The sequence below is a fragment of the Photobacterium aphoticum genome (assembly GCF_001029435.1).
GTDB lineage: Bacteria > Pseudomonadota > Gammaproteobacteria > Enterobacterales > Vibrionaceae > Photobacterium > Photobacterium aphoticum.
Genome location: NZ_LDOV01000003.1, coordinates 93,648 through 119,867, shown reverse-complemented (window position 1 = coordinate 119,867; position 26,220 = coordinate 93,648). Strand labels below are relative to the sequence as shown.

The window sequence follows — 26,220 nt, the reverse complement described above, 5'->3', positions numbered from 1 at the left end:
GCGGCATGGAGAGATGGCTGAGTGGTTGAAAGCACCGGTCTTGAAAACCGGCATACGTTAATAGCGTATCTAGGGTTCAAATCCCTATCTCTCCGCCACATTCTAGAAATCGGGTTCAACCGGGTTTCATACAGAATTGGAGCGGTAGTTCAGTTGGTTAGAATACCGGCCTGTCACGCCGGGGGTCGCGGGTTCGAGTCCCGTCCGCTCCGCCACTACATTGAAGCCTCGTCAGAAATGACGGGGCTTTTTTGTATGTAAATTTCCTGCGACGAGAGCCCTTCGGTCTCTTGGTCGCGCCACTGGCCGTGCGCGTTGAGTCCCATCCGCTCCGCCACTACACTGAAGGCTCAGTCGAAAGACTGGGCCTTTTTTGTATGTAAATTTCCCGCGACGAGAGCCCTTCGGTCTCTTGGTCGCGCCTGGAAGGCCAGCCCCGACTTGCCGTGCGCAACTAGGCGTCCCCGCCGGAATGCCGGCCCAGCGCTCCGCCAACACAACGAAGCCTCAACTGCGCGTCCCGGTCGAAATGACGAGGCTTTTTTGTATGCGCTGAATTTACGTTCGCCCTGCGGTCGAATGATTCTACCTTTTTCGCTCCCACCAATACTGTTCAATATCAGTAGTTTAGCCTTGATGCCATTATGCACCTGTGACAATATGTGGAATTGTAATGTAGAGAGATTCTATTAATTAATTGTTAGGTTCCAATAGCAATGACTGCACAGATACCAGAAAGTCTGATAAATAAAAATAATGAGGTCGATTTCGGTGACTACGATCTTCATTCTATTTGCATTGGAGATCCTGAGGACTATAAAAATCGTAAGGTCTACCCTTTTAAACAGAAAGGTGACCCAGAAAAGTGTGTCGTTTGTTCTGCTTGTTGGAGAGGTTATGTATCGGTTTATGAACTTGTGCCATCCGGTGAAATGCATTTAGTTAAATTCGAATACCCATTTGGACGAACCCCAAGGGAGCCTGACGAAGCAGATGAGGTGTTAGACGGAGATTTTTGGCTAGAACTAAGAACAGAGTTCTTTGGTGATAAAATGTTCGTTCCATTCGAAAATGGCAGGATCGTGACTGACAAGAGTAAATGGCGTGAAATCAGCAGAACCTAACAAGCGTATGTTGTCGTACTGGTTTTCCGCTGCGCTCCAAACCAGCCGCAAATGCGGGCGTTAAACGTATAATTGAACATTTCAGAAAGGAAGTTGAATGCTATTTGATGATTTTATCGCTGGGAATTTGGTTGTAATGAATTGCACTACATTAGCCAAAAATAATAACGTAAAGGTACAACTTGACCCAGAATATAAAAATGGTAATTTTCATGTAACAATTAGTTCCAATGAGCCAATTATATATAGCCGAGACACATGTACAATTAAGCTAGAAAGTGAGTGTTTATCATCACAGTTTTCTCTTTATGTCAGTATAAATAAGCAATCAATATTTGAGTTAACTGGAACGGTAAGTAAAATTTCACACAAAGAAGAATGCTATTCTGTAGATCAGTTTACATATGTTATCCCTAATTCTGCTGATAAGTATTTTGTGCATAATAAAGTTTCATGGGTGTCTTCTTTAGGTTGTACTTTCAAAATTAACTCAGATTTAGTCGCTGTATATCTTCCAGAACAGCTATCATCGAATGATGATAAATTTGATGTTTATAGTTCACATATTGATGAGAGAATAAGATTCCTTACCACAATTCTAACATTTTGTAGAAGTACAACTGTTGAGTGGGAAAGTAAATATAGTTTTTTTAAAGAGCGAAAGGTCGCTTTTAATTATATTAAGTCGAGGTCTAAAGAATCATTCCCAAACCAGATTAATCCTCTTAGGCGTGATAGTGTTAGTTGGGAAAGCTTCATTTTACACTGTATGGAAAATGAAATATCAATGGATGACTTAGTTGCTAATGGAGTCTTTCAAGCAATTGGTAATTTACGTTGGAACCAAACCATTGATGAATGGTCTTTAATTCGTCTTGTCGCTGCACTCGAAGGCTTAGTTTCATCAAATGAAACAATTATTCCAGAAAACAAATGGAAAACAATAAGGCGGAACTTTGTTTGTAGAGTTAAAGAGGCTAAAAGCGATTATGGACTTTGTGATGGAAGCGTCAATGATATAGTCAATAACTTAAATAACTCAGATAGAATCATTAATCAATATTCAATTAAAAAAAGAGTAGAATCTTGCTTTAAGCAACTAGGGCTCGGTAATTATTACAACATAGAAAATTTATCAATTAACAATGCTATTAATTCTCGCAATTCCATTGTTCATACTGGTTGGGATAGAGATATTGATGAACCATTGTGGGATATGATTGTTACCCTTAGAAATACCATATACTTATTGGTGATGAGAAAGCTTAACTATAATGGTGATTTTTGGTTTTGTAACTCAGACGAAAAACAGAGTCTGGCAAAATACGTTTAACACATATGAGCCTTTGGGGTGTCAAGGGGTAAAGCTGTTCCCCTTGGCTGCGTAGCAGCCAATATAATCGAACAACAAAGCTGTCTACTTCGCTCTGTCGATTATCGTCGCTTACGACAAACACATATTGAGGGTTTCTTACTCCGGTTTCACCGTTGCCTGCTAGTATATTGAAGATCTTAGGAGATCGTCATGCCAGCCAATAACACGGGTAAATGATAGCTCTCTGAGTTTACGTTACAAAGGCGGTTTATGGGCCAATGCATTGCCTGTCGCATTTTCGCCATGGATACTGAAGCTATGTTTGGCAAGATCAATGCCATAGAGTAAAAGTGATAGGGTGGCCTCCAAAATTTTATCGAGCCTGACTCATCAAGTGTGGCAGAGCCGGATGAGGGGGAGTCCATGCCATTCGTTAGCCCTCACGAAAAGGTACATGTAGTTATGAAAGGACGTTGCCCTAACTGCAATGCAGAGTCTGAGTCGATTCCCCACAGCAAAAAGTGTTCTCAATGTGGAGAATTCTCAATTGACTGGGTTATTTATGATTGGGAAGGATACTGCAGGTTAAAGAGAGTAATGATTAGATGTAATTGGGTCCTTTTGGTATTGTGCTCTGCTAATTTATTGGCAATTGTACTATGCTCTGCTGATCCAATTCAGTGGCTATTCTGTTTGCTCATTATTCCAGCAGTAGTGAGTTTAACTAGGTCTTATCAGGCAATCGCTAACTCTAAACACTATAAAGGACATCGCTTAAAGGATATAAGCCCGTGGTTTCCTTTGTTGTAAAGGGCTAACACATATGAGCCTTTGGGGTGTTAAAGGGTAAAGCTGTCTACTTCGCTCTGTCGATTATCGTCGCTTACGACAAACACATATTGAGGGTCTCTTACTGCGGTCTCATCGCTGCCTGCTAGTATATTTAAGATCTTAGCAGATCGTCATGCCAGCCAATAAAACGGGTAAAATGATAGCTCTCTGAGTTTACGTTACAAAGGCGGTTTTATGGGCCAATGCATTGCCTGTCGCATTTTCGCCATGGATAGTGAAGCTATGTTTGGCAAGCTCTATGTCATAGAGTAAAGGTGGTAGGGTGGCCTCCGAGATTTTATCTAACCTGACTCATCAAGTGTGACGAGCTGGGTGAGGGGAGTCCATGTCATCCGTTATGCGTAATCAAGACAAGGAGAGTCTGTTGAACATAATATTTGATTTGGATGACACATTGCATGATAAAAGTGCATCTCTTAAAACTTATGCTGAATGTCTTTTAAATACTGCGTTGAATAACTTAGATTTGTCGAAGCAACAGTTTGTCAGCGAGTTTGTTGCTCAAAACAATATCATTCAACCGAAATCACACGTTTTTCGCACTTTAGCTGAGCGCTTCAGGTTTTCGCCACATCTTGAACGAGAGCTATTGATAGCCTTTGACTCTTCTTTTCATGAATTTTCTGTTCCTTTCGATGGTGCACTAAGCACGCTTTCAATGCTGAAAAATAGCGGTGTTTCGATTGGTTGTATAACGAACGGTAGAGATTTCTTCCAAAGGGCAAAAATCCGAGCTTTAGGGTTTGACCAGTACTTTGATTTCACGATTACATCCGGTGGTGTAGGAGTGAAAAAGCCTGATGCTAGGATCTTTGAGATGGGCTTAGGCAATTTTAGCCGCAGTGACAAAAAGGTGTGTTTTTGCGGTGACAGTTTGTCATCTGACATGGCTCCAGCCAAAACCTTGGGACTTATAACCGTGTGGAAAACGGAAGATAAGAACAAACCAGATTATGTTGACCATTGTTTTTCGACTTTTCAAGAGTTTGATCAGCTATGGCAAACAACGCTAGTTTACGCATAACAAATAAGGATTAAGGTGTTGCGCAGCCAACACTAAATCCCAAGTGTTGAACAAGCCCGATGCTTCTTTATAAAGTAAATTGTGCGATTGGGTTTGGTGGGTACATCGCTCAGTCCCTTTCCTCAAGACGAGCGATGCCGAGATAAGTACATGAACGTAGATTTATCAATGATTTAGCTATTTTTCTGTCTTTGGACCTTCACCTTCCTTCTGTGTCGCTGGTCATTGCACCATTATCCTTATTCTGTTCGCCTTTCGGCTATCTCGGTCGGCTGACGCCTACGCAGGTCATGTCGTGCTGGCAGCATGGGCAGACACGAACGGCTTTGGTCTTGGTTATCGGCACCGTTGGTGGCGTGTAATAAAACAGACCCAGTAACAGCAGTTGAATACGCACGCGCAGTGCTTTGGTCTGACCGCGTAAAAACCAATAGTCACGCATCCAATAATGGGAAGTGCCACAGGCTTCCATTCCGATGATAGCGGGTGGCAGGTTTGCAAAGTTGCAAGAACTTTTGATATTCCCCTGAATTTACATAAAGAAAAGGGTTTCGTGGAGCAGTACCTTGCCTGTCGCATTTTCGCCATGGATACTGAAGCTATATTTGGCAATAGCAATGCCATAGATGGATTTTGACATGGTGGCCTCCGAACGTTTCTTACTCAGGCTCATCAAGTGTGGCAAAGTCTGAATGAGGGGGAGTCCATGTCACTCGTTATAAGCCTTAAGGTACTACATAGGATATTGAATATTGGAAAATACAGAGAAACAAAAAGGACCTGGTTGTCTTGGATTTGTAATTGGTGGAATGTCATTCATCCCATTGATTGGTGTTTTATTTGGGATTGTAGCAATCATCTGGGGTTTCAACGTAAAAAGTAAAAAGCTGAAAGTAGTCGGTCTTTGCGGTATTACTTCTACTTTTGTTTTGTATGGGACTCTTGGGTACTTTGGTTTTGTACAAGAAGGTGGAGTGTACGATGATCTACGCTCTGAGTTAGTCAAAGTACAATTGACAAGTTCAGTACAAGCGGTTGAATTATACAAAGTTCAAAATGGTGCATACCCGACATCATTAGAAGTACTACAAAAATCTTTGCCAGAAGGCAGTTTGGTAGATCTAAACGATGCAGCACTGGTGAGTATTTCCGGAGAGAAACTGTATTATTATATTGTAATTGATGAAAATCACTATCATATTCGGTCACATGGAAGGGATGGGATAATCAATACATTAGATGATATTTTGCCATCGCCGATAGAGAATTTAGGACTAGTTGCCGATTATCAAGTGGGAAACGGCTTATAACAATTGCTTCCAGTCTGACCCTGGACTTGATCCGTTTTACTGGACACATATTGAAGATCTGAGGAGATCGTCATGCCAGCCAATAACACGGGCAAAATGATAGCTCTCTGAGTTTACGTTACAAAGGCGGTTTTATGGGTCAATGCATTGCCTGTCGCATTTTCGCCATGGATACTGAAGCTATGTTTGGCAAGCTCAATGCTATAGATTGAAAGTGACATGGTGGCCTCCGAGATTTTATCGAGCCTGACTCATCAATTGTGGCAGAGCTGGATGAGGGGGAGTCCATGTCATTCGTTATGTGATTAGGAAAATTATGAGCTCTGAAGTACTAAAAAAAGCAATAGAGTTTGCTAATGAGCATGTAGTTCAATTGGAGATGCAAAATAACTATAAGTATCATGCATATTCAGTTGGATTGTATTGTTCTTTGATCGAGTTATCTCAATCATTTGAGATACTTACAAGAGACTACGTTCATACAGGTGCTCTTGTGTTGTTTAGATCGTTTATGGAGCATTACGTAGACCTCAAAAATTTGAGGAATAGTGAAGGCTATGTTGATGTTCTTGATTTGGATAATGGATACTCTCATCTAAAGCAATTGAAGCAAGCGAAAGATGGTAATCCATATTTTTCGTCGTTGGTGTATCTAGCTGCTACCGAGATACCTCGAATCCAAGAAGAAAATAAGAAACTGGCTGAAAAGCTCGGTAAAAAGCGTTATTCGGTTTTAGATAAGTTTCAACTGGCGGGAATGGAAAATGAGTATAAAGGTTTATATGCATACTTGTGTTCTGAAGCCCATAGTTCGTTGAGTAGCATTGTTAAACGACACTTTCGCAAAGATGACGCTAAGGATCATGTTGAGTTAGTAGTGCATGCTTCTGAACCTTGTGAAAGCGATATATTCTATGTGGCAAATATGGCTTTATACCTTAGTCATGCGGGCAGTTTAGTATGTGAAATCTTAGATAGCGATATCAAGTCTAAGTTTGACGAGCATACTCAGAGTATCCAAAACTCCGCCAGCAAAATCACATAACAAACGACTATGGCGTCAATAGCTAATTTTTGGCTATGTTTTCGTTCCACATGACGCCATCTCGAAGCATCGAATTTAAGATCACAACCATCTTCCTTACATACGCAATAATGGCGACTTTTTTCGGTTTCCCAGCATCTAAAAGTCGCTGGTAAGTAGCTTTAAAAACAGGGTTACACTGCATCGCAGACATCATCGCCATGTAGAGTACGGTGCGTACTTGTGCTCGTCCCCCTTGAATGACTCGCTTGCCTTTATAGCGTCCACTTTCTCGATTGATGGGGGCAACACCAATGAGTGCAGCGGCTTGTTTGTTGGTAATAAGCCCAAGCTCAGGAACGTTGCTGATGATAAACCGTGCGGAACAACCTTACGATAGATACTCAATGAAGCACGTATTTATTTCTTTTGTGAAAGAGAAATGACTGTCGCCATATCAGAGAATGAAAATAAAAAGGAGGAATTGTAAAACGTGATATATGTGGCTGACTCGGTATCTGTTATCGATAATGTTGTAAATATGCAAAACGGACAGGGGAAAATAGGTGTGCAATTTATCAGATATGTGACTCTACCGAGATACATTACTCCAATATTCAAATAAACAAAACAAAATATTTTATTTGCTAATTTCGACGTGTGATTAAAAGTCATACATATCTTTTATGGGCGCCGTCACGATCCTGCTATAAAAGCGGCTGGAATAATTATACCAATCCAAACACAACATCATTCACAAGGCAGTTTTGTTTTACGTTTACAGGAGTTCGTGATGAAAGAAGCTGTGCTTAAAGACGCTTTTTTGGCCCGTGTTGCAAGCAATAACCCTAATCAACCGGAATATTTGCAGGCGGTAACAGAAGTTATCACTTCTATCTGGCCGTTTGTGGAAAAGAATCCGCAATACATTGAAGCCGGTATTCTTGACCGTTTGGTTGAACCGGAAAGATTGATTCAGTTCCGTGTGAGCTGGGTTGACGATCAAGGCAAAGTGAACGTTAACCGTGCTTTCCGTGTGCAACATAACTCAGCTATCGGCCCCTACAAAGGCGGCATGCGTTTCCATCCGTCGGTTAACTCATCGGTACTGAAATTTTTGGCTTTTGAGCAGACGTTCAAGAATGCGTTAACCACGTTGCCAATGGGTGGTGGTAAAGGCGGCAGTGACTTCGATCCGAAAGGCAAGAGCGATAACGAAATTATGCGTTTCTGTCAGGCGTTGATGCTAGAGCTGCATCGTCACCTGGGCGCAGACACAGACGTGCCAGCGGGTGATATCGGTGTGGGCGCACGTGAAGTGGGCTTCATGACGGGCATGATGAAAAAGCTGTCTAACAGCGCAGAGTGCGTGTTTACCGGTAAAGGATTGTCGTTTGGCGGCAGTTTGATCCGCCCTGAAGCGACAGGCTATGGCTTGTTGTACTTTGTTGAGGCCATGCTGAAAGAAAAAGGCCAAACGTTGGTTGGCAAGCGTGTGGGCGTGTCTGGTTCCGGTAACGTGGCTCAGTACGCGATTGAGAAAGCCATTCAAATGGGCGGCCGCGTGATCACTGCGTCTGACTCAGACGGTACCGTGTACGATCCAGAAGGTTTCACGCCGGAAAAACTGGCGATTCTGATGGATGTGAAGAACGTGAAGCGCGGCCGTGTGGCAGATTACGCCCTACAGATGGGCCTTGAATACAGCGAAGGGGCAAAACCTTGGCAGTATGAAATGGATGTGGCTTTGCCATGTGCCACACAGAATGAGCTGGATGCGAATGATGCAGAAATGCTGGCAGGCAACGGTGTACAGCTTGTCGCGGAAGGCGCAAACATGCCAAGCACAGCAGAAGCCGTGGCGGTATTTAACAACGTCGGTATTCTGTATGCACCGGGTAAAGCGTCAAACGCGGGTGGGGTGGCGACATCTGGCCTGGAGATGAGCCAGAACGCACTTCGTTTGGGGTGGAGCCGTGAAGAAGTTGACCAACGCTTGCAAGACATCATGCGCCGTATTCACGATACGTGTGTTGAATATGGGCGTGATGACTCTGGTAAAGTGAACTACGAACTGGGCGCAAACATTGCTGGTTTCGTGAAAGTGGCGGATGCGATGCTGGCGCAGGGCGTGTGCTGATCAGCAAAATCTTTACCGCGCCGATATTTTTTCCGTGCTATGGAGAATCATCCTTTTGACTCAACATGTCTTTCTTGTCGTGTTGAGTCACCCACGGTAAATCGGGGATCCTGAGGGTTCCCGATTTTTGTAGTTACTTCATCTTCCTTTTTGTTTTCATTCTCTGTTCCTCGCATTCTCCTGACTTTCTATTCCTCCTATCTTTATTTCACCTCTCTCTTTTCTCATCCTTTTTCTTTCTCTCCTCTTTATTCTTTTTTATATGCCAATACTGTTGGCGATATAGAATGTCGATATAACGACTGCGAAAGGTATCAATAGTGGTTATATGTGCTTTTGTAATAAATGCTGCATTGACGACATTATTTTGAAATAAGAAATTGAATTGCAATATAAGTGAAGTAAAAAAAGCTACGAATCAATATTTATATGCCTATTCTACGCTGTTAGGTGTCTCTCATATAACAGAGTTGAAATAGGAGAATCGCCTCACATCATTCCCGTTTTTTTTATGATTTGATGCGCTCTATTCCAAGCTATCTTTTTCTCTCCGTTCACCTGTTGATGTCACTCAGAATGTGACATGACGATATGTCACCTATGAGTGGTGGATGGCGTGTGCGCAGTTAACGGCGAGCATGCGCAAATGGGGCGAGAGATAAGAATTGCATGACCGATTTTAAGCATAACCGTTGTTAATGTGCCAACAGCCAGAGAGCAAGCCAGATCAAGATAAACAGCGCTGTAGAACACGAACAAAAACAGGCAGCCCTAACAACGATTAACGCTTTCACAGTTATACCGTATTGATTGTTAACTTTTGGAGTATGTGATGAAGAATTTCAAGATCCCAAACAACATCGCCTTTGGGGACGGGGCACTTGAGGAGTTGGCCAACATTCAAGGCCGCCGTGCCGTGATCGTGACCGGCGGCAGTTCCATGAAACGTTTTGGCTTTATTGACCAAGTACAGGCGATGCTGAGCAAAGCCGATATTGAATCCTGTGTGTTTGATGGGGTAGAGCCGAATCCATCCGTCGAAACGGTTGAGAAAGGCGCAAAACTGATGCAGGAATTCGAGCCTGATTGGATTGTGGCTATCGGCGGCGGCTCCGCATTGGATGCGGCGAAAATCATGTGGTGTTTCTACGAGCACCCGACACTAACACTGGCTGATATCTTACCGGTTGGGGCAATGCCTGCGCTGCGCAACAAGGCAAAGTTTATTGCGATTCCATCGACCAGTGGTACGGCGTCTGAGATCACCGCGTTTTCCGTGATCACTGATTTGAAAGAGCACGTGAAATATCCGATTGTGTCAGAACACATCGTACCCGACATTGCGATTGTTGATCCGGCACTGCCAGCGAAAATGCCGGCGCACATTACGGCGAATACCGGGATGGACGTAATGGCACACGCATTGGAAGCGTTTGTTTCGATTGCGGCCAATGACTATTCCGACCCATTAGCCATGCGTGCCACGAAACTGGTATTTGAAAACCTGGCAACCGTGTATGAGAACGGTGAGGACATGGTTGGGCGCGACAACATGCATAATGCGTCCACATTGGCCGGGATGGCCTTTTCCAACGTGTCGTTAGGGCTGGTGCATTCCTTAGCGCATAAAATCGGCGGGGAATTTGGCGTCACCCATGGTCTCGCTAACGCCATCTTGTTGCCGTATATCGTGAAATACAATAAGCAGTTCACGGATAAATACGCGGAGATAGAGCAATACCTTGGCATTGCGTCGGTAGAAGATGCCATCTTAACGTTGAACCATCAGTTAAATATCCCTGTTGCTTTTAAAGACATTGATGAAGTGACCATTACCGAAGAGGCCTTCTTAGCGGTGTTGGATCGCATGAGTGATAACGCTTTCAACGATCCTTGCACGTTGACCAATCCGGGCACACCGTCACCAGAGAGTGTAAAAGCCATTTATACCCAAGCCTATTACGGTCAGCTATAAGTTGATTTAACTCGCTACACAGCAAGCCCACGATATTGCATCGTGGGCTTTTTTGCGATCAGCCAGCGCTTCATGAATGTTTAACCGCGCGCGATAGGATTTGAGTGCGATAACATGGCATACGGACGATAGTATGAGTGTATAAAGGCAAAACAATGGGAATGATTATTTTATTTGCAGGCATGGCTTGTGCCGTATTTTTGTCGATTGTGAGCTATTTCTTTGATGCACCATTTTGGCTGATTATTATTTTGGCTGTGGCTGGATTCATGTTTGGCGTATTTTCCTCTGTAAAAGCATTTGAGCGTAACACTTAACATGTAAATGGCTGATTTAGTCACTAAAACCACATCTCATGTTTGATGGTATAACGTTAATATCAATGTTGTGACCGTCGATGCGGCATTCATTGTGGTTTTGGTGCAGGTAGCGTGGTAACTAAGGATATACCTGCAAATGTTGTTGCGGTTGGAAATCCGTGCAGACAGTTACGTGAGGTAGGAGAGTATGATAAAAATTATTATTAATCATACCTATTAGACGTATGAAATTTTATAGAAAGACGGTTTTTATTTAAGGATGCTGATATGTTAAAAAGATTTGCTTCGGAAGCATTGGGACTGAGTGATATTGGCAAAATTATCTCGCCACAAGACTATGACAAAGTGGATGCCGATGATTATATTTTCCATGAAGATAACGAGAAAATTTTCTTCCTGATCAAGTCGAAGAAAGATGAATATTGCTTCACCAACCGCGCACTATTGCACGTGGATGGGGAGTCGGCCATCAGTTCGAAACGTACGCTAAAGCGCTATGAGTATGCTTTTAACCGCATCAGCCATGTCTTACTTGAGACGGCAGGAACGGTGGATCTCGATGCAGAGATTAAATTTGTTATTGGTAGTGATAGCTTCTCAATTGATGTGGATAAGAACCAGATTGAACCTTTGAAAGATTTGTATAAAGCGTTGTTTGAAATATCCCGCATTCAGCGACTAAATGCAGACAAACTGGAAGATGCGACGAATTCTTTGTCGATAGCCGCTTCAGCATTGGGACGAGCGTCGACTGGCGGTACGGCAGGTGATGCTTTCGAGCAGATAACACAGTTTGCCTTCCAATACATGGGAGTGGCGAAAGATAACTTCGTGCAGGAAGATTTTGCATCTGTATTTAGTAAGTACATTAACAATTAATAAAATAAAGCCGGTTGCAGACTTTCAGCAACCGGTTTGTTAGCACTGTTCGGTCAGGTGTCATCACAATGAGTGCTGTCAGTGCGATGGAGTTAAAACACACGACGGCGCATCAAGAATAGAGCAAGCAGAGAGGCAAAGAGAGCCATCGAAGGGGGTTCTGAGACACTAACAAAGGTGGTTATTTGTGGCGTTGGTAAACGGCCATCAAATGTAGGCAGGTGGATTTCACCATCTTGCTGGAAGGAATTGACCACCACAGAGCCGTTAATCGGTGTGATGGTCGATAGCGCTGCGATAGGGGCGAGAACACTGCCGTGGAATTCTCTGACCAAATCAATTTGCGTGGCTTCATAAAAATTCCAAATAATTAACTGGCGGATCATGTCAGTGACAAAATTCCCGACGGGATTGCCAAGCGTACTGTCGTTGATGATTTGACCGGCAACATTGATCACGATAGCGCTGGGAGATTGGCCATTCAGGTCAATGTCATACTGTTGAATATTATTATTGCCAAAGAAATCGACCGCATCGATATTAAATACCGACGTGCTTGTTGAGACCGTATTGCCGACCTCAAAGGTTGCAGGATTAGGCTGAGAGCCGGGAAGGGTCAGAAGCGAGTTTGGGGATAAAGCTTGTAATGATGTCGATAAGTTAATCAGGTCGCTGCGTATCTGTGAAAGATTGTAAGCCGCGACACTATTGGTTTGGGCTCCGCCGCCGTTTAAATTAATAGTCCCGTTATTGCTTCCGCCAATCGCAATACCGTAACCGTTATTCACATTCAACGTGGCATTATTATCTCCCTGTAGAATCAGTGCATCTTCAGGGCCGCTTGCGGTCGGTAATTGAATACCGTAGTTTGATGCTGTGCCATTAATATTGCCATAAACAATTGTCTTGCCTTCGACTTCGCTGGTGGTCGTTAAATCATCAAATACAATCAGGTTGTACTCTTTCAGGATATCAATCGCACCAGCATACGCAGGGAGAGGGAGGAGGAGCAAGCATGCAAGAAGCTTTATCGGTACAGTCATGTTAAGGCCTTATTGTGAAAAACATTATTAAACATTGATGCTTTTTTGATGGTAAGTACAAGCAAACATAATGCCAATTTATAAAGTCTTATTTCTCAGAATGTTGAAAACTGAGCATTGAGAGTGTGTAAAAAAACGTGACACAAAAGGCGGTAATTTTTCTTCGTTCTTTGGTTTTGTAACCCGTTGAGGTGACAACTTTTTGTTTTTGAGGCTGCTCTGTCTTTTGAGCACTGTCTATTGTTGTCAGCATATGTGTACTTAATACTAGTCAGACGTTTGCTGCATAAAAGGATAAGTGCGTGTCAGGTTTGATTGTGCTGGTGGCTTGTATATTTCAGTCACTCTTTACCCTGTTTTTTATGATTATGGGACTATGCTGGGGGCTGACTGAAGGTCAGTCTATACAGCGCCAGACGTCAGCAAATAGAAATATCCTTGTCGCATTATATTTATTTGGGGTGCTGGGAGGCGTGCTATCTGTTGGTATGCTGATATATGGTATATTTTTCGGTCGTGGAAGCCATTATTATTTTTATCTGATCCCTCCATGGTTTTTTGCGGGCCTTTATTTTCACCATTATGATGAGTGTGTTAAGGCGTCTAAAGCTAAAATGGCAAGGAATCCAAAATCTTGGCGTAAACGCTGGCGACAGATATTGGAATTACCGTCTTTGCATAACTCGTATGAAGATGGCATGAATAAAGCGTTATGGTCGGCAAGTGAGGATAAGCAGGCTGCTTGCTTTGCCGTTTTACCGTATGGAAATGCCATTTATGCCAGAGTGCAGCAGCTAAACCAGTTTGAGACTGATACCTCGATGGTTTCGGATGATGAGTTATTAAGTAAGCTTGATCAGCAAGAAGCGGGTATTCAGCAGGTCATGATGCACTTCCTTGGCGCTCAATATGTTATTGGGCAGGAAACGTTGGCAGACAATCCACCTCGTCAGGTTTTTCGAGGAATAGGCAAGGCAACAAAACGCCTTCGAAGAGAGTCCTTTTCTTTAATGTATCCATTCCAAGCTCACCTCCGTGACATTGTATCAAAGTATGCGGGGGAGGAAGGTGAAGATGTGTTCTTATTTGTTCGCAAAGTCCTCTCTCAACGCGATGATATAGATCGTATCACACAGGAATGGATACTTTGGGCAATCGTCGCTGATCAATTCGAGGTTGATCCATACCGGCAAGCGCTCGAATTTAAGTGTTTAGGAGCCGAGTCGCTTTGGCAGGCTAATGGCGGGCGTATCGTCTTTGTGCATGAATCTAAAAATAAAAGTGAAGGGAAAGCTGTCGCATGAAAATAAAAGGAATCTCCACCTGCTTTTACACCTCAGATGTGGCGGCATGCCGAATGTTTTATTGCCAGTATTTTTCTGCACATGTCATGTTTGAGTGTGACTGGTATGTGGTGCTGGCTATGAACGAAGCGGGAGCGGAATTATGTTTCATGCAGCCGCAAGATGACAGTCCACGACATAATGGGCAGGGTGTGATGCTCAATGTCCATGTTGACGACGTAGATGGAGAATATGTGCGTTTACAACAGTTGGGCTTGTCTGTGGCGCATCCGCCTGTGAGTAACCCTTGGGGGGATCGTAGCTTCACCGTGTCAGATCCGATGGGAAATCGCGTCTATATCTATTCGTTGTGTGATATCAGCCCTGAGTTTGTCCATCAATAACATGCAGACGTAGCACACCCTGAGGCGGGGACATAAAGTAAGACGATACTCGTTAATAGAATGATCGGAACAGGGTTCGAAATAAAGGGAGATAACCATGCCGAAGTACCAGTTTTTCTGTAAGCCTGATTCAGAACGCCGTGAATTCACCTATGTGGACATGGAAAGCGAGACATTCACCCAAGAGAAGGCGCAATTGCTGAACTTGGGATTTGAAGTAGAAGACGACGTCATTTACGGTGAAAACCCTGAAGAAGCGGTTGAGAAGTTCAAATCTAACATGCTTGCGCCAGCCGGTGATTACGCCAATTCAACGGTTGCTGGCGGTGTGGGGACGTTTTTGATTGAGTCTTACAAAGCCCTCTTTGGGAAAAAGAAATCGTAATGTCATTGGGCAATTTACAAGACAGCGTTGCAGCAAAATGTAGCGCTGTTTTTCGTTTAGGATCGGAATGAAGACGAAAGACATGACCTCTAAGATGACTCCCCACATGACACCAGACGAGATTGGTCACGCTTACGATCAGATCACCCATTTATGGGATGATGCGTGTTTCGATCGCCGCAATGGCATCGCACAGCATGAAAAAGCCCTGCAGTTTGTGAAGCCGCCAGGCAACGCGCTGGATATTGGTTGTGGTCCCACGGGGCGCTTTATCGATCTTTTACAACAGGCGGGTTTTACGGTGTCTGGTTTGGATGTCTCTGCCAACATGTTGTCTCTGGCGCAGGCGCGTCATCCCAGTGTTGCTTTCACGCAAGCCGATATCTGCACCTATCCACTGACAGACACATACGACTTCATTACGGCGTGGGATAGCATCTGGCATATTCCGTTGGACCAACAAGTGCCGGTGATGGAGAAAATCGTCGCAAGTTTGAACCCTGGCGGGGTCTTTATTTTCTCGTTCGGCGGTGTGGAAGAAGCGGGGGCACATGTTGATAACTTCATGGGGCCGGAGGTGTATTACTCGTCGCTGGGTACACAAGGTTTCTTGCGGTTGTTTATGGAGATGGGGTGTGTGATCCGCCATGTGGAGTTTGATCAGTACCCCGAATTACATACCTATATGATCATTGAAAAAGGATAGTGTGCGATTTATGAATATGGACATACGTGATGGTAGGGAAAGTGTTGGCTTCTGGCATCGATTGGCCGCGTATTTATTGGATCTTATCCCCATCTTCATAATCGTTGTGACGGTTTCGCCTTACTTTCAAGATTTTTATGTCAGCATGATGGCGTATTTGGATGGCCAGAACAGTGAGGCTGAGCGTGTGATGTTTCTCAGTGAGCGTAATATGCGTCGTGACATGCTGTTTGTGATTTGGGTGTTATACAGCGCAGGGATGGAATGTACTCCGCTACAAGGAACACATGGAAAGTGGTTACTTGGCATTAAAGTCGAACACCAATATGGTGGCCGGATATCCCCTTTGCAAGCATTAAAACGTGCCGTGATGAAAATCGTAGGTGCAATCCCGCTGTATTTGGGGTATTTATGGGCGGGCTACAGTAAAGAGAAAACCGCGTGGCATGATTTGTATGCCAATACCCGCGTGGTAAAGCGGTAAGTCTCACGCATTAACAAACAGAGAGTAAAAGTTTATGGCGGTTTTAGACATTCTGACAATTCCTGATCCACGTCTAAAAGAGAAAGCAGAAAAGGTAACGGACATTGCAGCCGTGCAGCCTTTGATTGATGACATGCTAGAAACCATGTACACCACAGGTAATGGTATCGGTTTGGCATCGATTCAGGTAGGGCGTAAAGAAGCGGTTGTGGTGATTGATTTGTCTGAAGAGCGCAATCAGCCATTGGTACTGATTAACCCGGAAATCGTTAGCGGCGACGGTAAGGAAATGGGGCAGGAAGGTTGTCTCTCTGTACCTGAGTACTACGCAGATGTTGAGCGTTACACGTCTGTGGTTGTGGAAGCGCTAGATCGTGAAGGAAACCCTATCACGATTGAAAGCGATGATTTCTTGGCGATTGCGATGCAGCATGAAATCGACCACCTACAAGGCAATTTGTTCATTGATTACTTGTCGCCATTGAAGCGTCAAATGGCCGCCAAGAAGGTAAAAAAACACCTGAAGGCAATGGCATAATTACGGTGAAAACCGAATACGCAGATACAAAAAAGCACAGCCTACGCTGTGCTTTTTTTTTACCTTGACCCTCACCGTGGTGAGGAGACGCAGAGAGATTAAGCGTTAGCCAGTTTCTTCTCTAGCGCTTCTGCATCCACAGGCTTAGTGATGAACGACAGGAATACTGCCACTGCCATCATTGCCGCACAGATGGTGTAAGCCAGTGTGTAAGTACCGGTTGTATCAACCGCCACAGCTGCAACCACAGGGCCGATGAAGCCACTCACACCCCAAGCTGTGTACAGTACGCCGTAGTTCGCGCCGTAGTTTTTCAGGCCGTAGTAGTCAGCAGTGATTGAAGGGAATACTGCTAGAAGCGTACCGTAACCCACACCCGCCAGTGCCGCACCGATCATCAGCGTGAAGTCTGATGTGAAGGTAGCGAATAGCGCCATGTTGATGCCCTGCATGATGAAGGCGATCATCAGGGTTTTCACACCACCGATCTTATCAGACAACATACCCGCAGCCACACGGCCACCAGAGTTGAAGATAGACAGGATAACAACCAGGTAAGCCGCCTGAGTGATGTTCGCCTGCTGTGCAGCGATAGACGTGATGTTACCGATAACCATTAGGCCAGCAGATGAAGCAAGTGCAAACATTACCCACAGAGAGTAGAACTGTGGTGTTTTAACCATTGCACGCCAGTTGATGTCAACAGGCTTAGACGCTGGCTTGCCTGCCGCGCTCGCTGGCGCAACTGGTGTGTAGTCTGCTGGTGGGTTGTTGATAGTACATGCTAGTGGAACGGCAATTACCAATACTGCACCACCTAGGATCAGGAAGCTGGTGTTGATACCGTAAGTGCTGATCAGCATAGAAGTCAGTGGTGCAAGGTAAACCGCTGCAAGACCGAAACCTGCTGCGATAAGGCCGTTAACCATACCTTTCTTAGAAGGGTGGAACCACTTCATTGCAGACGGCGCAAGACACGCGTAACCGAAACCGATACCACAACCTGTTAGTAGGCCGAATGTAACGATAAGTAGCAGTGGAGACGTCGCAAAGCTAGAAATGATCATGCCCAGGCCAACCATCACAGTACCCAGGATAAGGATACGGCGTGGACCCATGCGGTCTTGTAGTACACCTGCAACAAGCAGAGAAGCTGCGAACGTAATTACAGCAACGGTATATGGCATAGATGCATCAGCGTTTGACCAACCCAGGTCAACCACTAGTGCTTGTTTGAATACACTCCATGCGTACAAGATACCCATACACAGGTTGATACAGAAACCTGCGAACAGGATCTGCATAGCTTTATCGAATTTTTTCATGTTGTTCTCAGTCACCACGACGATAGCAGCAAAAGACGTTTATTCTGTTTGCTGCGCCTACTCTAAAATTTTTTGTCTTTATCAACAAAAGTTGTATTGCTGCTAAAGGTGCGCGGATTCTAACAACTATTTTTTATTAGGAAACCACTTGAAACACATCGTTACAATTGCGACTCTGCGTTCTTGAGTTGTTCATAACATTTTCACATTTTCTTTGTTGATAATTCAGCATGTTAGTGAATAGGTGGTGTACTTCTAGTCAGGAGAGAAATCTGTAACGAAGTGTGGCTTCAGCCTTGAAACAAGGCTGAAGCGATAAAAACGTGATGATGAGGCTAAATACCACGTTAATTGGATAAGAGGCTGTAGAGTTTGTCTTTCAGTTGCAGACGCTCGAGTTTCAGTTGGGTGAAGTGGGTGTCGTCGGTAGGGATGTTGTTACATTCAAGGCCACGTATTTTATGGTCAAGGTGGTGATAGCGGTCAGACATTTGCTTAAAGTGTTCATCGCTGTTTTTCAACTCCTTGATCTTATCTTGTAATTCCGGGAATTCGATGAAGAGTGCGTGATTCTCACCTAGCATTGTGAATACTCCGTCGGTTCGTCTTTGAATGTACCGCTTAGCACGGCTGCGAATAAAGGTCTCAGTGTCGTATGCCAAGGCATAACAACGGTGAAACCAAAGACAGATGGCGCCCTCAACGTGTTGTGATGATTGTGTTGTGATCGTTTTTTATCGTTATCTAGTAATCATAGATGCAGAATGCAAAAACAGAAAAGGCCAAGTCGAAGACTTGGCCTTTGTGTATGCAAGATGCAAAAGTATCAGTGCAAAATCGATTAGTGCAAGAAGCTGATGTACGCTTGCAGCACGATGAGGTTCGCCACATCGATAAAGAACGCGCCGACAATTGGCACCACCATGAAGGCTTGTGGTGACGGACCATTGCGCGATACCAATGAGCCCATGTTCATCACGGCTGTCGGGGTTGCACCCATACCAAAGCCACAGTGACCGCCAGCAATGACTGCTGCGTCATAGTTCTTCCCCATCAGACGGAACGTCACAAAGTAGGCAAAGATAGCCAACACCACAGTTTGTACCGCCAAGATAGCCAACATAGGCAGGGCAAGTCCTAGTAGTTCCCATAACTGAAGGCTCATTAGCGCCATCGCCAGGAACAGTGACAGGGAAATCGTACCCAATGCATCCACGGTTTCATGGTTGATCTTGTATACCTTGGTGGATTCACACACGTTGGTGATGAAGACACCGATAAACAGTGAGTACACAAAATCAGGAATGCGTAGCCAGCTAATACCGAAACTGTCGATGATTTCTTTGACGTGTGCTGCACCTGCTACACAGATCAAAAGAATGAACAGGGTCTCGATGGTATTTTTCGACGTAATACGATCTTCTTCAAATTCGCTGTATGTCACCAGATCAGGGTGATCGATGTGGTGATTGGCACCAGGTCCACCGAAATCTGATCTCAGATTAAATTTGTCGATCAAACGCTGTGCGACTGGGCCACCAATGATACCGCCCATAACCAGGCCAAAGGTTGCTGCAGCCATCGACAGTTCAAGCGTATGCAGGCCGTAGTTGTCGGCAAACGTTTGTGACCATGCTGCACCGGTTCCGTGACCACCAGAGAGGGTAATAGAACCCACCATCAGGCCAAGCAGGGGATCCAAGCCCAGCAGTTTGCTCATGCTGACGCCAACGGCATTTTGGATCACGATGAACAGCGTCGCGACGCCTAAAAATAAGAAGACGCGAGAACCACCTTTGGCCAAAAGTTTGAAACTAGCGGCAAGGCCAACAGTGGCGAAAAACATCTGCATTAATGTGTCTTTCAGGCTGAGCTGGAAAGTGATGTCATATCCTTGTGTATGCATGATCGTAATAACGATAGCAACAACTAAACCACCAACAATAGGCTCAGGAATGTTGTACTTCCGGAATACCTTAACTTTGCTATTAATGAAGTAGCCAAGAAAAAGCACAATAATCGCAATGAGAAACGAATCTAGTTCGCTTACTTGTATTATAGAGTTCATGATTATGTCTTTTCATTGTTTTTTTAGAAGGCAAGTTTACTCCCTAAAAAGGCGACTGCCTATATTGCCATTTATCCACTAATAGTGTAGGCGTTACGATGCAAATATGTTTTATTCGTAGTGTTTTGTGGGTGATTTTCTCCAAAGTGAAAATATTTGGTTAATCAAGGTTGTTAGTATGATCTAAACCTTGAATTCATGCTCGACGATTGTTAATGAAGCAGCATGAGAAGGCAGGGAGGGATTTTGGGTGTTCAGGCAAAGTAAATCAGTAGGCTATTTATGATTTCCATAAATGGAATACGCACTTAGCAGAATACGGGTGAGAATACTGCTTGTAATTGAGATGTTACGTCTAATTCTGAATCGGTTGATTTTTGTTCAGCTTACAGGTGTTTCTCAAATAGTGAAGTTGTGGTTGAAAAATAAACGATATTTTTTAAAAATTCTTGTTTAATAAATAAGAATTTTCTTCCTATACGGTAATTAAATCTGTGATATCAACAATAAAACGACGTTTTAAATGGTTATTTACGCAAATTTTTCGGGAATATGCGATAACTTTGCGGGGGATGATTTTTATCAGATGAGAAACGTCGTGAAAATAACCAATATCTTAAAGAAAGCGAGAAGGGTTATGTACGTTGAGAGGGAAGGGTATTGCGTTGTGCGTGAATGGGCGCAGCCTTAACTGCGCTTTTTCAATTTTAGGGATTTACGCAACTGTTCAATATAAGCAATGCGTTCAGGGTTAGCCGGTGCTGATGCCGTTTCCAGTTGGTGTAACGCATGCGCTTCGTTATCGGTTACGCAACGGCCATTAATACGGTAATGAGGCAGCTTCGTTTCAACGGTGGCCTGCAATGACGCTTCTTCCTGCGCTTTGGCAAGCGCTTCACGGGCAAGGCTCTGGTTCGTCGGGTCTTGGATAACGTGTTTACGTTTATAAGATTGCCCCGGTGCTTGGCCTTGCTGCTCACGCTGTTTAATGAAGTTGTCTAAGTGTTCACTAAAACTCATAAGATTCCTGTTTACACATATGAACTGGTATATACCCAAGTTACCTCACTCTGAATCCTGCATCTTGAGGTAGCTTGAATATAAATTATATACCCAAGTGTCGGTGTGATGCATCTCTGCTTGGTGCCTTATCCACGTATTCCCGACCTAAACAGCGGTTAAAGGGTGTTTTCAGTCCGTGTCCTTCATGCTCAAAACACCGCTTCTGGGCTGACATTCAAATAGAGTTTCTCAAAGAGTGGAATGGGGACGGGTTTACCAAACAAATAGCCCTGAAATTCTTCTACTCCAATTTGGGATAAGAAGGCCTCTTGTGAATCATATTCCACCCCCTCTGCCACTACACGCATGTTCAGGTTATGGGCCAGCTCGACCACAGAGCGGGTGATGGCGATATTGTCTTTATTCCAGGGTAAATCTTTTACAAATTCCCGATCGATTTTCAAAATGTGCGTGGGGAAGCGACTGAGATAGGCGAGGGAAGAGTAGCCGGTGCCAAAATCATCAATGGCGATTCTAACGCCGAGCGCTTCCAATTTGATCAGTTTATCCAGCGCCGTTTTCACATCGGTCATGATGACGCTTTCGGTGATTTCCAGTTCTAAATAAGAGGGATTACAGCCAGATTGCAAGATGGCACGCTGGACCGTCTCCACCAGGTTGGAATTGAGTAACTGGCGGGCTGATATATTGAGAGCAAAATTAAGGTACAGCCCCTTGCGTTGCCATTGGGCTAATTGCTCACAAGCTTGATGGATCATGTGTTCACCCGCCTCAATGATTAGGCCGGAGCGCTCTAAGATCGGGATGACATCCATCGGGGACTGGATTTCCCCTTTATCATTATGCCAGCGTAATAAGGCTTCCACCCCACAAATATGGTGTGTCGTCGCATCGACTTTCGGTTGGTAATACAACTCATAACGGGCCGAGCCTAAGCTCTGGCGTAAGGAGGATTCGAGATTGACTTGTTTCGCCGTTTCCAGTCCCATTTCCCGCGTATAAAAGCAGAATCGATTACGCCCTTCGGCTTTGGCTTGATACAGCGCAATCTCGGTATTTTTGCTCAGGTGTTCGACTTCATCGGTATCATCCGGTAGCAGGCCGATCCCTAAACTGGCAGTGAGGTATAACTCGCTGTTATTGATGGTCAGCGGTGTACTTAATACACCTAATAAACGATGGGCGAGGGCGCCGATTTTGTCGTGCGTGACGGCATTGGTCACTAATATGGCAAATTCATTCCCCCCTAAGCGAGCGAGGAAGTCATGTTCTCGTAAGGTATCTTGCAGGCGTTTCGCGATAGCTTGTAAAACCAGATCACCGGTTTCGTGCCCTAAGGAATCATTGATCTGTTTAAAGTGGTCAATATCCAACATCAGTAGTGCAATTTGCTGATGGTGTTTGGTATAGGCCTCAATGGCCTGCTCAAGATGCGACTGCAACAGCATGCGATTAGGCAATTCTGTCAGGTAATCGTAGTGTGCGACTCTGTGAAGGTGATTTTCTGACAGCACACGTTCGGTAATGTCTTTTCCGGTAGAGATGTAGTGACTGATCACGCCTTCATGGTTCACGATGGGTGAAATGGTTTTTTCTTCATACCAGACCGTACTGTCCGGTGTGCGATGGGCGATAACACGCTGGATCACTTTGCCCTGACGCAACTGCTGTTGTACAGAACGGAGCTCTTTGGCACTGGGCAGGCTTTTTTTCAATAAGGCGGTGGATTGTGTGCCAATCACACTATCCGCCATGACTTTGTTGTAGCGTTCAAAAGACGGGTTCACGTATTCCACGATCCCCTTGTTGTCGGTGATCAAAATAGCATCCTGACTTTGCTCCAGTGCCCACGACATACTCTTGAGTTTTTCTTCACGCTCTATCCAGTCTGTCACATCCCGCAGGTTCAGCAGGATTTCGCTGCTGGAACTGTACGACGTGCTGGTGGCGATGACTTCAATATGGTGAGTTTTGAAGGTATGAATATGTAACTGACATTTAATGACATCACCATTGGTATTGTGAAACGTACAAAATTGCGCCACCAGTGCATTGAGTTGCTTGCGGATCTGGGGGTTTTTGATCAATTGCTCCATGGGCTTAGGTAAATGCTCCGTGTCATCATCACACGATAAAATGTGTTTCGCGGCATCGTTAATCGTCAGAATGCGGCGATGCTTATCCATGGTCAGTAAACCATCCGGTGCATGCTGCAATACGGTGGCATACTTAAGCGCACTGTCATTCACTTTGGTATAGAGCTTTTTTTGTGTTTTCAGTGCTTGGTATAAATGCCAGGCAAAAACGCCAGCACCGGCCACTAATGTCATGACCAATACAGTGAAAATCAGGAACTTATACATTCGCTGCTGTGAATAAGCCTGATCAATAATGGCGTTGTGCATATTGACCCGTGTGATAAGCGTCCACGGCAGATCTGCGCCCTGAAAAGGCAGGGTTAACTGCTGGGGAGAGCTGTGTGTGGGTTCAGAGAAAAAGCGGGTGTAGGTATAGAGATAATCGTCGATCAGTATTTGACCGCTGTTCTTTTTTCGAATGTCAGCCCACAGCATGGCATACCCATCATTGAATTCGGCAATGCCGGGGTCATGTTCTGTCGGCATGAAAGTCGGTTGGTTTTGTTTATCTGGCCCCAGTAACCACTGTCCTTCATTATTGATTAACCATGTATCAATAGGGTGCGCGTTGTCGCTTTGTTTGTCTGTTTTATACAAGTCGATGAGTTGGTTCAGGTAATCCTGTCCACGGTAATTGACGGTCAACAGCCAGCTTTTATCGTTGATGGTGAAATGGCTGATAAAACGCAGTACAGGAATGGGCGCATTGAATTCATCATTTTGATATAAGTCGAATTGGGACGTATAGATTCTGTCTGGGGTACTGTTAAGTGCATGTTGTACAAAGGGTCTTAGGTGCTTATCGGTGTCAGTCGTCGCCTCTTTGATATTGTTTTGGGCATTATCTGGCACCGCCGGTGCGAGAGGATTGGCATACGCAGTGGTGGTCGATGGATTATAAACATGAATCACATCATCACCGTCTTGGTTAATCAGGCGAATTTCTTGGTAGTTCGCACGTGCAGTGGCGACTTGGGTAAAGGTGGCTTCTAAACTGGCTTTGCGCTCGGCGTCACTGATTGGACTGCGGGCCAGTTCTTTCACTTTATACGTTAAGTAGTGAATACCATTTAAGATGGGATCAAATTGCAGTTGGGTGATGTGTAACGAGGATTGGTGGCGACTTAACTCGCGTTCTTGGATACTTCGCTTTAACTGTTGTGCATCTTCATTATAGATATAGTAACTGCCTGCTAACGTTGCAGAAAGCAGTGAAATCAACAAGATAAAAAAGCGAATAAGTGCTCTTTTCATACATCGTCCATGAAATCCCCAAAACAAGCTAAGTATAGTGTTTTGATGCTTCTCGTTGCATATTAATTTCTACCTAATAGGTATAAATTGAGGATTCGAGTGCTCAATCAGGCTTTTATTTAGCGGTGAAAGCGAGTTTCATGGATAAAATGGAATGCCCTCATACTTTTTGGTAATACCTGTGGCGTTCAATGAAAATGGCGATTGACAAATGCTGCATGCATATTGACGTGTAAACGTTTACACTCTTGTGTTAATGATCACAGAATGTAGCCGGCTGTCATTGATACACTGCGTGACACAATCATAAGGACGTCCTGACAATTTATTCAGTCGGTCGTCTAAACGTTTTCATTTTGAATGACTTGCACAGAAGGCTATTGATAATGACGTACCCACAACACCTTGCGGGATTGTATGACAGTATGCGCCGCGATTTGGCGGCAGACGGTCAACCGGCACAACTTTATACCTTGACGAACCAAGCCGGCATGACCGCGACATTGATGGATATCGGTGCCACGTGGATCAGCTGTACGCTGCCTGTAGATGATGAGCACCGTGAAGTGGTGTTGGGCTGTGCCACCTTAGCCGATTTTCAACAGCAGTCTGCCTATATGGGGGCCACAGTCGGGCGTTATGCTAACCGTCTGGCGAACGGGCAATTCACTATTGATGGCACCGCGTATCAGGTCGCTGTGAATCAGGCGGGGAATACCCTTCATGGTGGGCCAGCCGGTTTCCATCAGCGCCGTTGGCTGGTAGACGAACTAAGTGATTCGCATGTGGTGTTTGCTCTGCATTCTGAAGATGGCGATCAGGGCTTCCCGGGGCAACTTTCTGCAACGGTGACATTTACACTGACGGACGATAATGCGTTGACCATTCATTATGATGCGACGTGTGATAAAGCCTGTCCGGTGAATTTCACGAATCATGCGTACTTCAATTTGGCCGGTGCAGAGCAGGGCAGTGACTGCTTGTCACACACATTGACGATTACTGCAGATGCGTTTGTACCGACGAATGCGGTCGGTATTCCGTTGGGGGAGTGGAAAGCGGTAACGGGGACTGGGTTTGATTTCCAAACGCCAAAAACCATTGGTCAGGATTTTCTGAAAGACGACGAGCAACAACTGGCTAAAGGCTATGATCATGCGTTTGTGTTATCACCGTCTGTGACCGATGGTCAAACCGTGGCGATGCAAGCCGTGTCGCCGGATCAGCGTATTACCATGGCGGTGATGACCACCAAGCCGGCAGTGCAGCTCTACACGGGTAACTATTTGGGCGGTAATCCATCGCGTAGTGGCACATATCAAGCATACCAAGGCTTCTGTTTAGAAACGGAATACTTACCTGATGCCCCTAACCATCCAGAGTGGCCGCATCAAGCGATTCTTCGAACGGGTGAACGTTACCAGCACAATACGACTTATCAGTTTACGCTTGCTTAAGTGTTAACTGTGCTTTCGTCGAAAAAAGCAGACATAAAAAGCAAAAGAGCCACGTCATGTGGCTCTTTGTGTATTGTGACTCTTTGTGTCTTGCGGCGCTTTGTGTATTACTTTGTATGAGCGCTTTCTCTTTGTTTGTCGATAAAGAG

General features: G+C 44.7%; 22 protein-coding genes, 2 tRNA genes and 3 pseudogenes. 19 read left to right on the top strand and 8 right to left on the bottom strand.

The features are described from left to right. The first annotated feature begins 7 nt into the window (after positions 1-7). From ABT58_RS01965 to ABT58_RS01945, 5 genes are all read left to right on the top strand, one after another. Positions 8-98, top strand: a tRNA-Ser gene (locus tag ABT58_RS01965). Between the two features lie 40 nt (positions 99-138). Then, a tRNA-Asp gene (locus tag ABT58_RS01960) sits at positions 139-215 on the top strand. 501 nt (positions 216-716) lie between these two features. Further along, positions 717-1,124 carry a hypothetical protein gene (locus tag ABT58_RS01955; protein ID WP_053062925.1) on the top strand — a complete coding sequence of 136 codons (408 nt, stop codon included), beginning with the start codon at positions 717-719 and terminating at the stop codon, positions 1,122-1,124. A 97-nt stretch (positions 1,125-1,221) separates the two neighbouring features. Beyond that, positions 1,222-2,457, top strand: a complete 1,236-nt coding sequence (locus ABT58_RS01950) for a hypothetical protein (protein ID WP_047872677.1) — start codon at positions 1,222-1,224, stop codon at positions 2,455-2,457. A 1,159-nt stretch (positions 2,458-3,616) separates the two neighbouring features. After that, the gene (locus ABT58_RS01945) at positions 3,617-4,315 is read left to right on the top strand and encodes an HAD family hydrolase (RefSeq protein ID WP_082210907.1); all 699 of its coding nucleotides are present in this window, start codon (positions 3,617-3,619) and stop codon (positions 4,313-4,315) included. A 259-nt stretch (positions 4,316-4,574) separates the two neighbouring features. Here the strand turns inward: ABT58_RS01945 and ABT58_RS24545 are convergent. Then, positions 4,575-4,757 (bottom strand): annotated as a pseudogene (locus tag ABT58_RS24545) (IS91 family transposase); the annotation flags it as partial. Between the two features lie 310 nt (positions 4,758-5,067). Between ABT58_RS24545 and ABT58_RS01930 the strand changes: the two are divergent. Together ABT58_RS01930 and ABT58_RS01925 are read left to right on the top strand one after the other, a co-directional pair. Next, positions 5,068-5,625, top strand: coding sequence for a hypothetical protein (locus ABT58_RS01930; protein ID WP_189595450.1), 558 nt, complete (start codon positions 5,068-5,070; stop codon positions 5,623-5,625). A gap of 316 nt (positions 5,626-5,941) precedes the next feature. Beyond that, entirely contained in the window at positions 5,942-6,670 is a 729-nt protein-coding gene (locus tag ABT58_RS01925; RefSeq protein ID WP_047872673.1) for a DUF5677 domain-containing protein, read from the top strand. A gap of 22 nt (positions 6,671-6,692) precedes the next feature. Here the strand turns inward: ABT58_RS01925 and ABT58_RS01920 are convergent. Further along, positions 6,693-7,034 (bottom strand): annotated as a pseudogene (locus tag ABT58_RS01920) (transposase); the annotation flags it as partial. Positions 7,035-7,442: 408 nt separating this feature from the next. Between ABT58_RS01920 and gdhA the strand changes: the two are divergent. The 5 genes and pseudogenes from gdhA (at position 7,443) to ABT58_RS01905 (ending at position 11,963) form a co-directional block, all read left to right on the top strand. Beyond that, complete coding sequence (gdhA, locus tag ABT58_RS01915; RefSeq protein ID WP_047872672.1) at positions 7,443-8,789, top strand: NADP-specific glutamate dehydrogenase; 1,347 nt, start codon at positions 7,443-7,445, stop codon at positions 8,787-8,789. Positions 8,790-9,621: 832 nt separating this feature from the next. Then, entirely contained in the window at positions 9,622-10,764 is a 1,143-nt protein-coding gene (locus ABT58_RS01910; protein WP_047872671.1) for an iron-containing alcohol dehydrogenase, read from the top strand. Positions 10,765-10,919: 155 nt separating this feature from the next. Continuing rightward, positions 10,920-11,081 carry a hypothetical protein gene (locus ABT58_RS23930; protein ID WP_156168805.1) on the top strand — a complete coding sequence of 54 codons (162 nt, stop codon included), beginning with the start codon at positions 10,920-10,922 and terminating at the stop codon, positions 11,079-11,081. A 102-nt stretch (positions 11,082-11,183) separates the two neighbouring features. Continuing rightward, a pseudogene (locus ABT58_RS24355) lies at positions 11,184-11,291 on the top strand (sugar O-acetyltransferase); the annotation flags it as partial. 60 nt (positions 11,292-11,351) lie between these two features. After that, entirely contained in the window at positions 11,352-11,963 is a 612-nt protein-coding gene (locus ABT58_RS01905) for a PH domain-containing protein (RefSeq protein WP_047872670.1), read from the top strand. Positions 11,964-12,055: 92 nt separating this feature from the next. Here ABT58_RS01905 and ABT58_RS01900 read toward each other — a convergent pair whose 3' ends face one another. Further along, positions 12,056-13,006: a choice-of-anchor A family protein gene (locus ABT58_RS01900; protein WP_047872669.1), complete on the bottom strand. Its 951-nt coding sequence runs from the start codon at positions 13,004-13,006 to the stop codon at positions 12,056-12,058. A gap of 302 nt (positions 13,007-13,308) precedes the next feature. Here ABT58_RS01900 and ABT58_RS01895 point away from each other — a divergent pair, with 302 nt between their 5' ends. From ABT58_RS01895 to def, 6 genes are all read left to right on the top strand, one after another. Next, positions 13,309-14,310, top strand: a complete 1,002-nt coding sequence (locus ABT58_RS01895; protein WP_047872668.1) for a hypothetical protein — start codon at positions 13,309-13,311, stop codon at positions 14,308-14,310. Next, on the top strand, positions 14,307-14,693 hold the full coding sequence (locus ABT58_RS01890; protein WP_047872667.1) for a VOC family protein: 387 nt from the start codon (positions 14,307-14,309) through the stop codon (positions 14,691-14,693). Before ABT58_RS01895 ends, ABT58_RS01890 begins: the two co-directional genes overlap by 4 nt. Positions 14,694-14,790: 97 nt before the next feature. Continuing rightward, the gene (locus tag ABT58_RS01885; protein ID WP_047872666.1) at positions 14,791-15,078 is read left to right on the top strand and encodes a hypothetical protein; all 288 of its coding nucleotides are present in this window, start codon (positions 14,791-14,793) and stop codon (positions 15,076-15,078) included. Positions 15,079-15,184: 106 nt separating this feature from the next. Continuing rightward, complete coding sequence (locus ABT58_RS01880) at positions 15,185-15,784, top strand: class I SAM-dependent methyltransferase (protein WP_047872687.1); 600 nt, start codon at positions 15,185-15,187, stop codon at positions 15,782-15,784. 10 nt (positions 15,785-15,794) lie between these two features. After that, positions 15,795-16,268, top strand: coding sequence for an RDD family protein (locus ABT58_RS01875; RefSeq protein ID WP_047872665.1), 474 nt, complete (start codon positions 15,795-15,797; stop codon positions 16,266-16,268). A gap of 34 nt (positions 16,269-16,302) precedes the next feature. Beyond that, positions 16,303-16,806, top strand: coding sequence for a peptide deformylase (gene def, locus ABT58_RS01870; RefSeq protein WP_047872664.1), 504 nt, complete (start codon positions 16,303-16,305; stop codon positions 16,804-16,806). A 98-nt stretch (positions 16,807-16,904) separates the two neighbouring features. On the opposite strand, the gene ABT58_RS01865 is transcribed toward def, so the two are convergent. From ABT58_RS01865 to ABT58_RS01845, 5 genes are all read right to left on the bottom strand, one after another. Next, positions 16,905-18,131, bottom strand: coding sequence for an L-lactate MFS transporter (locus ABT58_RS01865; RefSeq protein WP_047872663.1), 1,227 nt, complete (start codon positions 18,129-18,131; stop codon positions 16,905-16,907). 347 nt (positions 18,132-18,478) lie between these two features. Next, complete coding sequence (locus ABT58_RS01860) at positions 18,479-18,715, bottom strand: HP1242/YdcH family protein (RefSeq protein ID WP_047872662.1); 237 nt, start codon at positions 18,713-18,715, stop codon at positions 18,479-18,481. Between the two features lie 257 nt (positions 18,716-18,972). Next, the gene (gltS, locus tag ABT58_RS01855; protein WP_047872661.1) at positions 18,973-20,199 is read right to left on the bottom strand and encodes a sodium/glutamate symporter; all 1,227 of its coding nucleotides are present in this window, start codon (positions 20,197-20,199) and stop codon (positions 18,973-18,975) included. Between the two features lie 687 nt (positions 20,200-20,886). Further along, on the bottom strand, positions 20,887-21,219 hold the full coding sequence (locus ABT58_RS01850; RefSeq protein WP_047872660.1) for a hypothetical protein: 333 nt from the start codon (positions 21,217-21,219) through the stop codon (positions 20,887-20,889). A gap of 191 nt (positions 21,220-21,410) precedes the next feature. After that, a complete protein-coding gene (locus tag ABT58_RS01845; RefSeq protein ID WP_047872659.1) occupies positions 21,411-24,614 on the bottom strand; it encodes an EAL domain-containing protein in 3,204 nt (1,067 codons plus the stop codon). A gap of 386 nt (positions 24,615-25,000) precedes the next feature. Here ABT58_RS01845 and galM point away from each other — a divergent pair, with 386 nt between their 5' ends. Next, positions 25,001-26,071, top strand: a complete 1,071-nt coding sequence (gene galM / locus ABT58_RS01840) for a galactose-1-epimerase (protein WP_047872658.1) — start codon at positions 25,001-25,003, stop codon at positions 26,069-26,071. Positions 26,072-26,220: the final 149 nt, after the last annotated feature.

What these genes read in the sequence shown, in the direction of transcription:
- ABT58_RS01945 (WP_082210907.1), top strand. Translation starts at nt 3,617, where the DNA reads ATGTCATCCGTTATGCGTAATCAAGACAAGGAGAGTCTGTTGAACATA.
- def (WP_047872664.1), top strand. Translation starts at nt 16,303, where the DNA reads ATGGCGGTTTTAGACATTCTGACAATTCCTGATCCACGTCTAAAAGAG.
- ABT58_RS01880 (WP_047872687.1), top strand. Translation starts at nt 15,185, where the DNA reads ATGACACCAGACGAGATTGGTCACGCTTACGATCAGATCACCCATTTA.
- ABT58_RS01885 (WP_047872666.1), top strand. Translation starts at nt 14,791, where the DNA reads ATGCCGAAGTACCAGTTTTTCTGTAAGCCTGATTCAGAACGCCGTGAA.
- ABT58_RS01890 (WP_047872667.1), top strand. Translation starts at nt 14,307, where the DNA reads ATGAAAATAAAAGGAATCTCCACCTGCTTTTACACCTCAGATGTGGCG.
- ABT58_RS01905 (WP_047872670.1), top strand. Translation starts at nt 11,352, where the DNA reads ATGTTAAAAAGATTTGCTTCGGAAGCATTGGGACTGAGTGATATTGGC.
- ABT58_RS01925 (WP_047872673.1), top strand. Translation starts at nt 5,942, where the DNA reads ATGAGCTCTGAAGTACTAAAAAAAGCAATAGAGTTTGCTAATGAGCAT.
- ABT58_RS01865 (WP_047872663.1), bottom strand. Translation starts at nt 18,131, where the DNA reads ATGAAAAAATTCGATAAAGCTATGCAGATCCTGTTCGCAGGTTTCTGT.
- ABT58_RS01845 (WP_047872659.1), bottom strand. Translation starts at nt 24,614, where the DNA reads ATGAAAAGAGCACTTATTCGCTTTTTTATCTTGTTGATTTCACTGCTT.
- gdhA (WP_047872672.1), top strand. Translation starts at nt 7,443, where the DNA reads ATGAAAGAAGCTGTGCTTAAAGACGCTTTTTTGGCCCGTGTTGCAAGC.
- ABT58_RS01875 (WP_047872665.1), top strand. Translation starts at nt 15,795, where the DNA reads ATGAATATGGACATACGTGATGGTAGGGAAAGTGTTGGCTTCTGGCAT.
- gltS (WP_047872661.1), bottom strand. Translation starts at nt 20,199, where the DNA reads ATGAACTCTATAATACAAGTAAGCGAACTAGATTCGTTTCTCATTGCG.
- ABT58_RS23930 (WP_156168805.1), top strand. Translation starts at nt 10,920, where the DNA reads ATGGGAATGATTATTTTATTTGCAGGCATGGCTTGTGCCGTATTTTTG.
- galM (WP_047872658.1), top strand. Translation starts at nt 25,001, where the DNA reads ATGACGTACCCACAACACCTTGCGGGATTGTATGACAGTATGCGCCGC.
- ABT58_RS01900 (WP_047872669.1), bottom strand. Translation starts at nt 13,006, where the DNA reads ATGACTGTACCGATAAAGCTTCTTGCATGCTTGCTCCTCCTCCCTCTC.
- ABT58_RS01910 (WP_047872671.1), top strand. Translation starts at nt 9,622, where the DNA reads ATGAAGAATTTCAAGATCCCAAACAACATCGCCTTTGGGGACGGGGCA.
- ABT58_RS01850 (WP_047872660.1), bottom strand. Translation starts at nt 21,219, where the DNA reads ATGAGTTTTAGTGAACACTTAGACAACTTCATTAAACAGCGTGAGCAG.
- ABT58_RS01950 (WP_047872677.1), top strand. Translation starts at nt 1,222, where the DNA reads ATGCTATTTGATGATTTTATCGCTGGGAATTTGGTTGTAATGAATTGC.
- ABT58_RS01860 (WP_047872662.1), bottom strand. Translation starts at nt 18,715, where the DNA reads ATGCTAGGTGAGAATCACGCACTCTTCATCGAATTCCCGGAATTACAA.
- ABT58_RS01955 (WP_053062925.1), top strand. Translation starts at nt 717, where the DNA reads ATGACTGCACAGATACCAGAAAGTCTGATAAATAAAAATAATGAGGTC.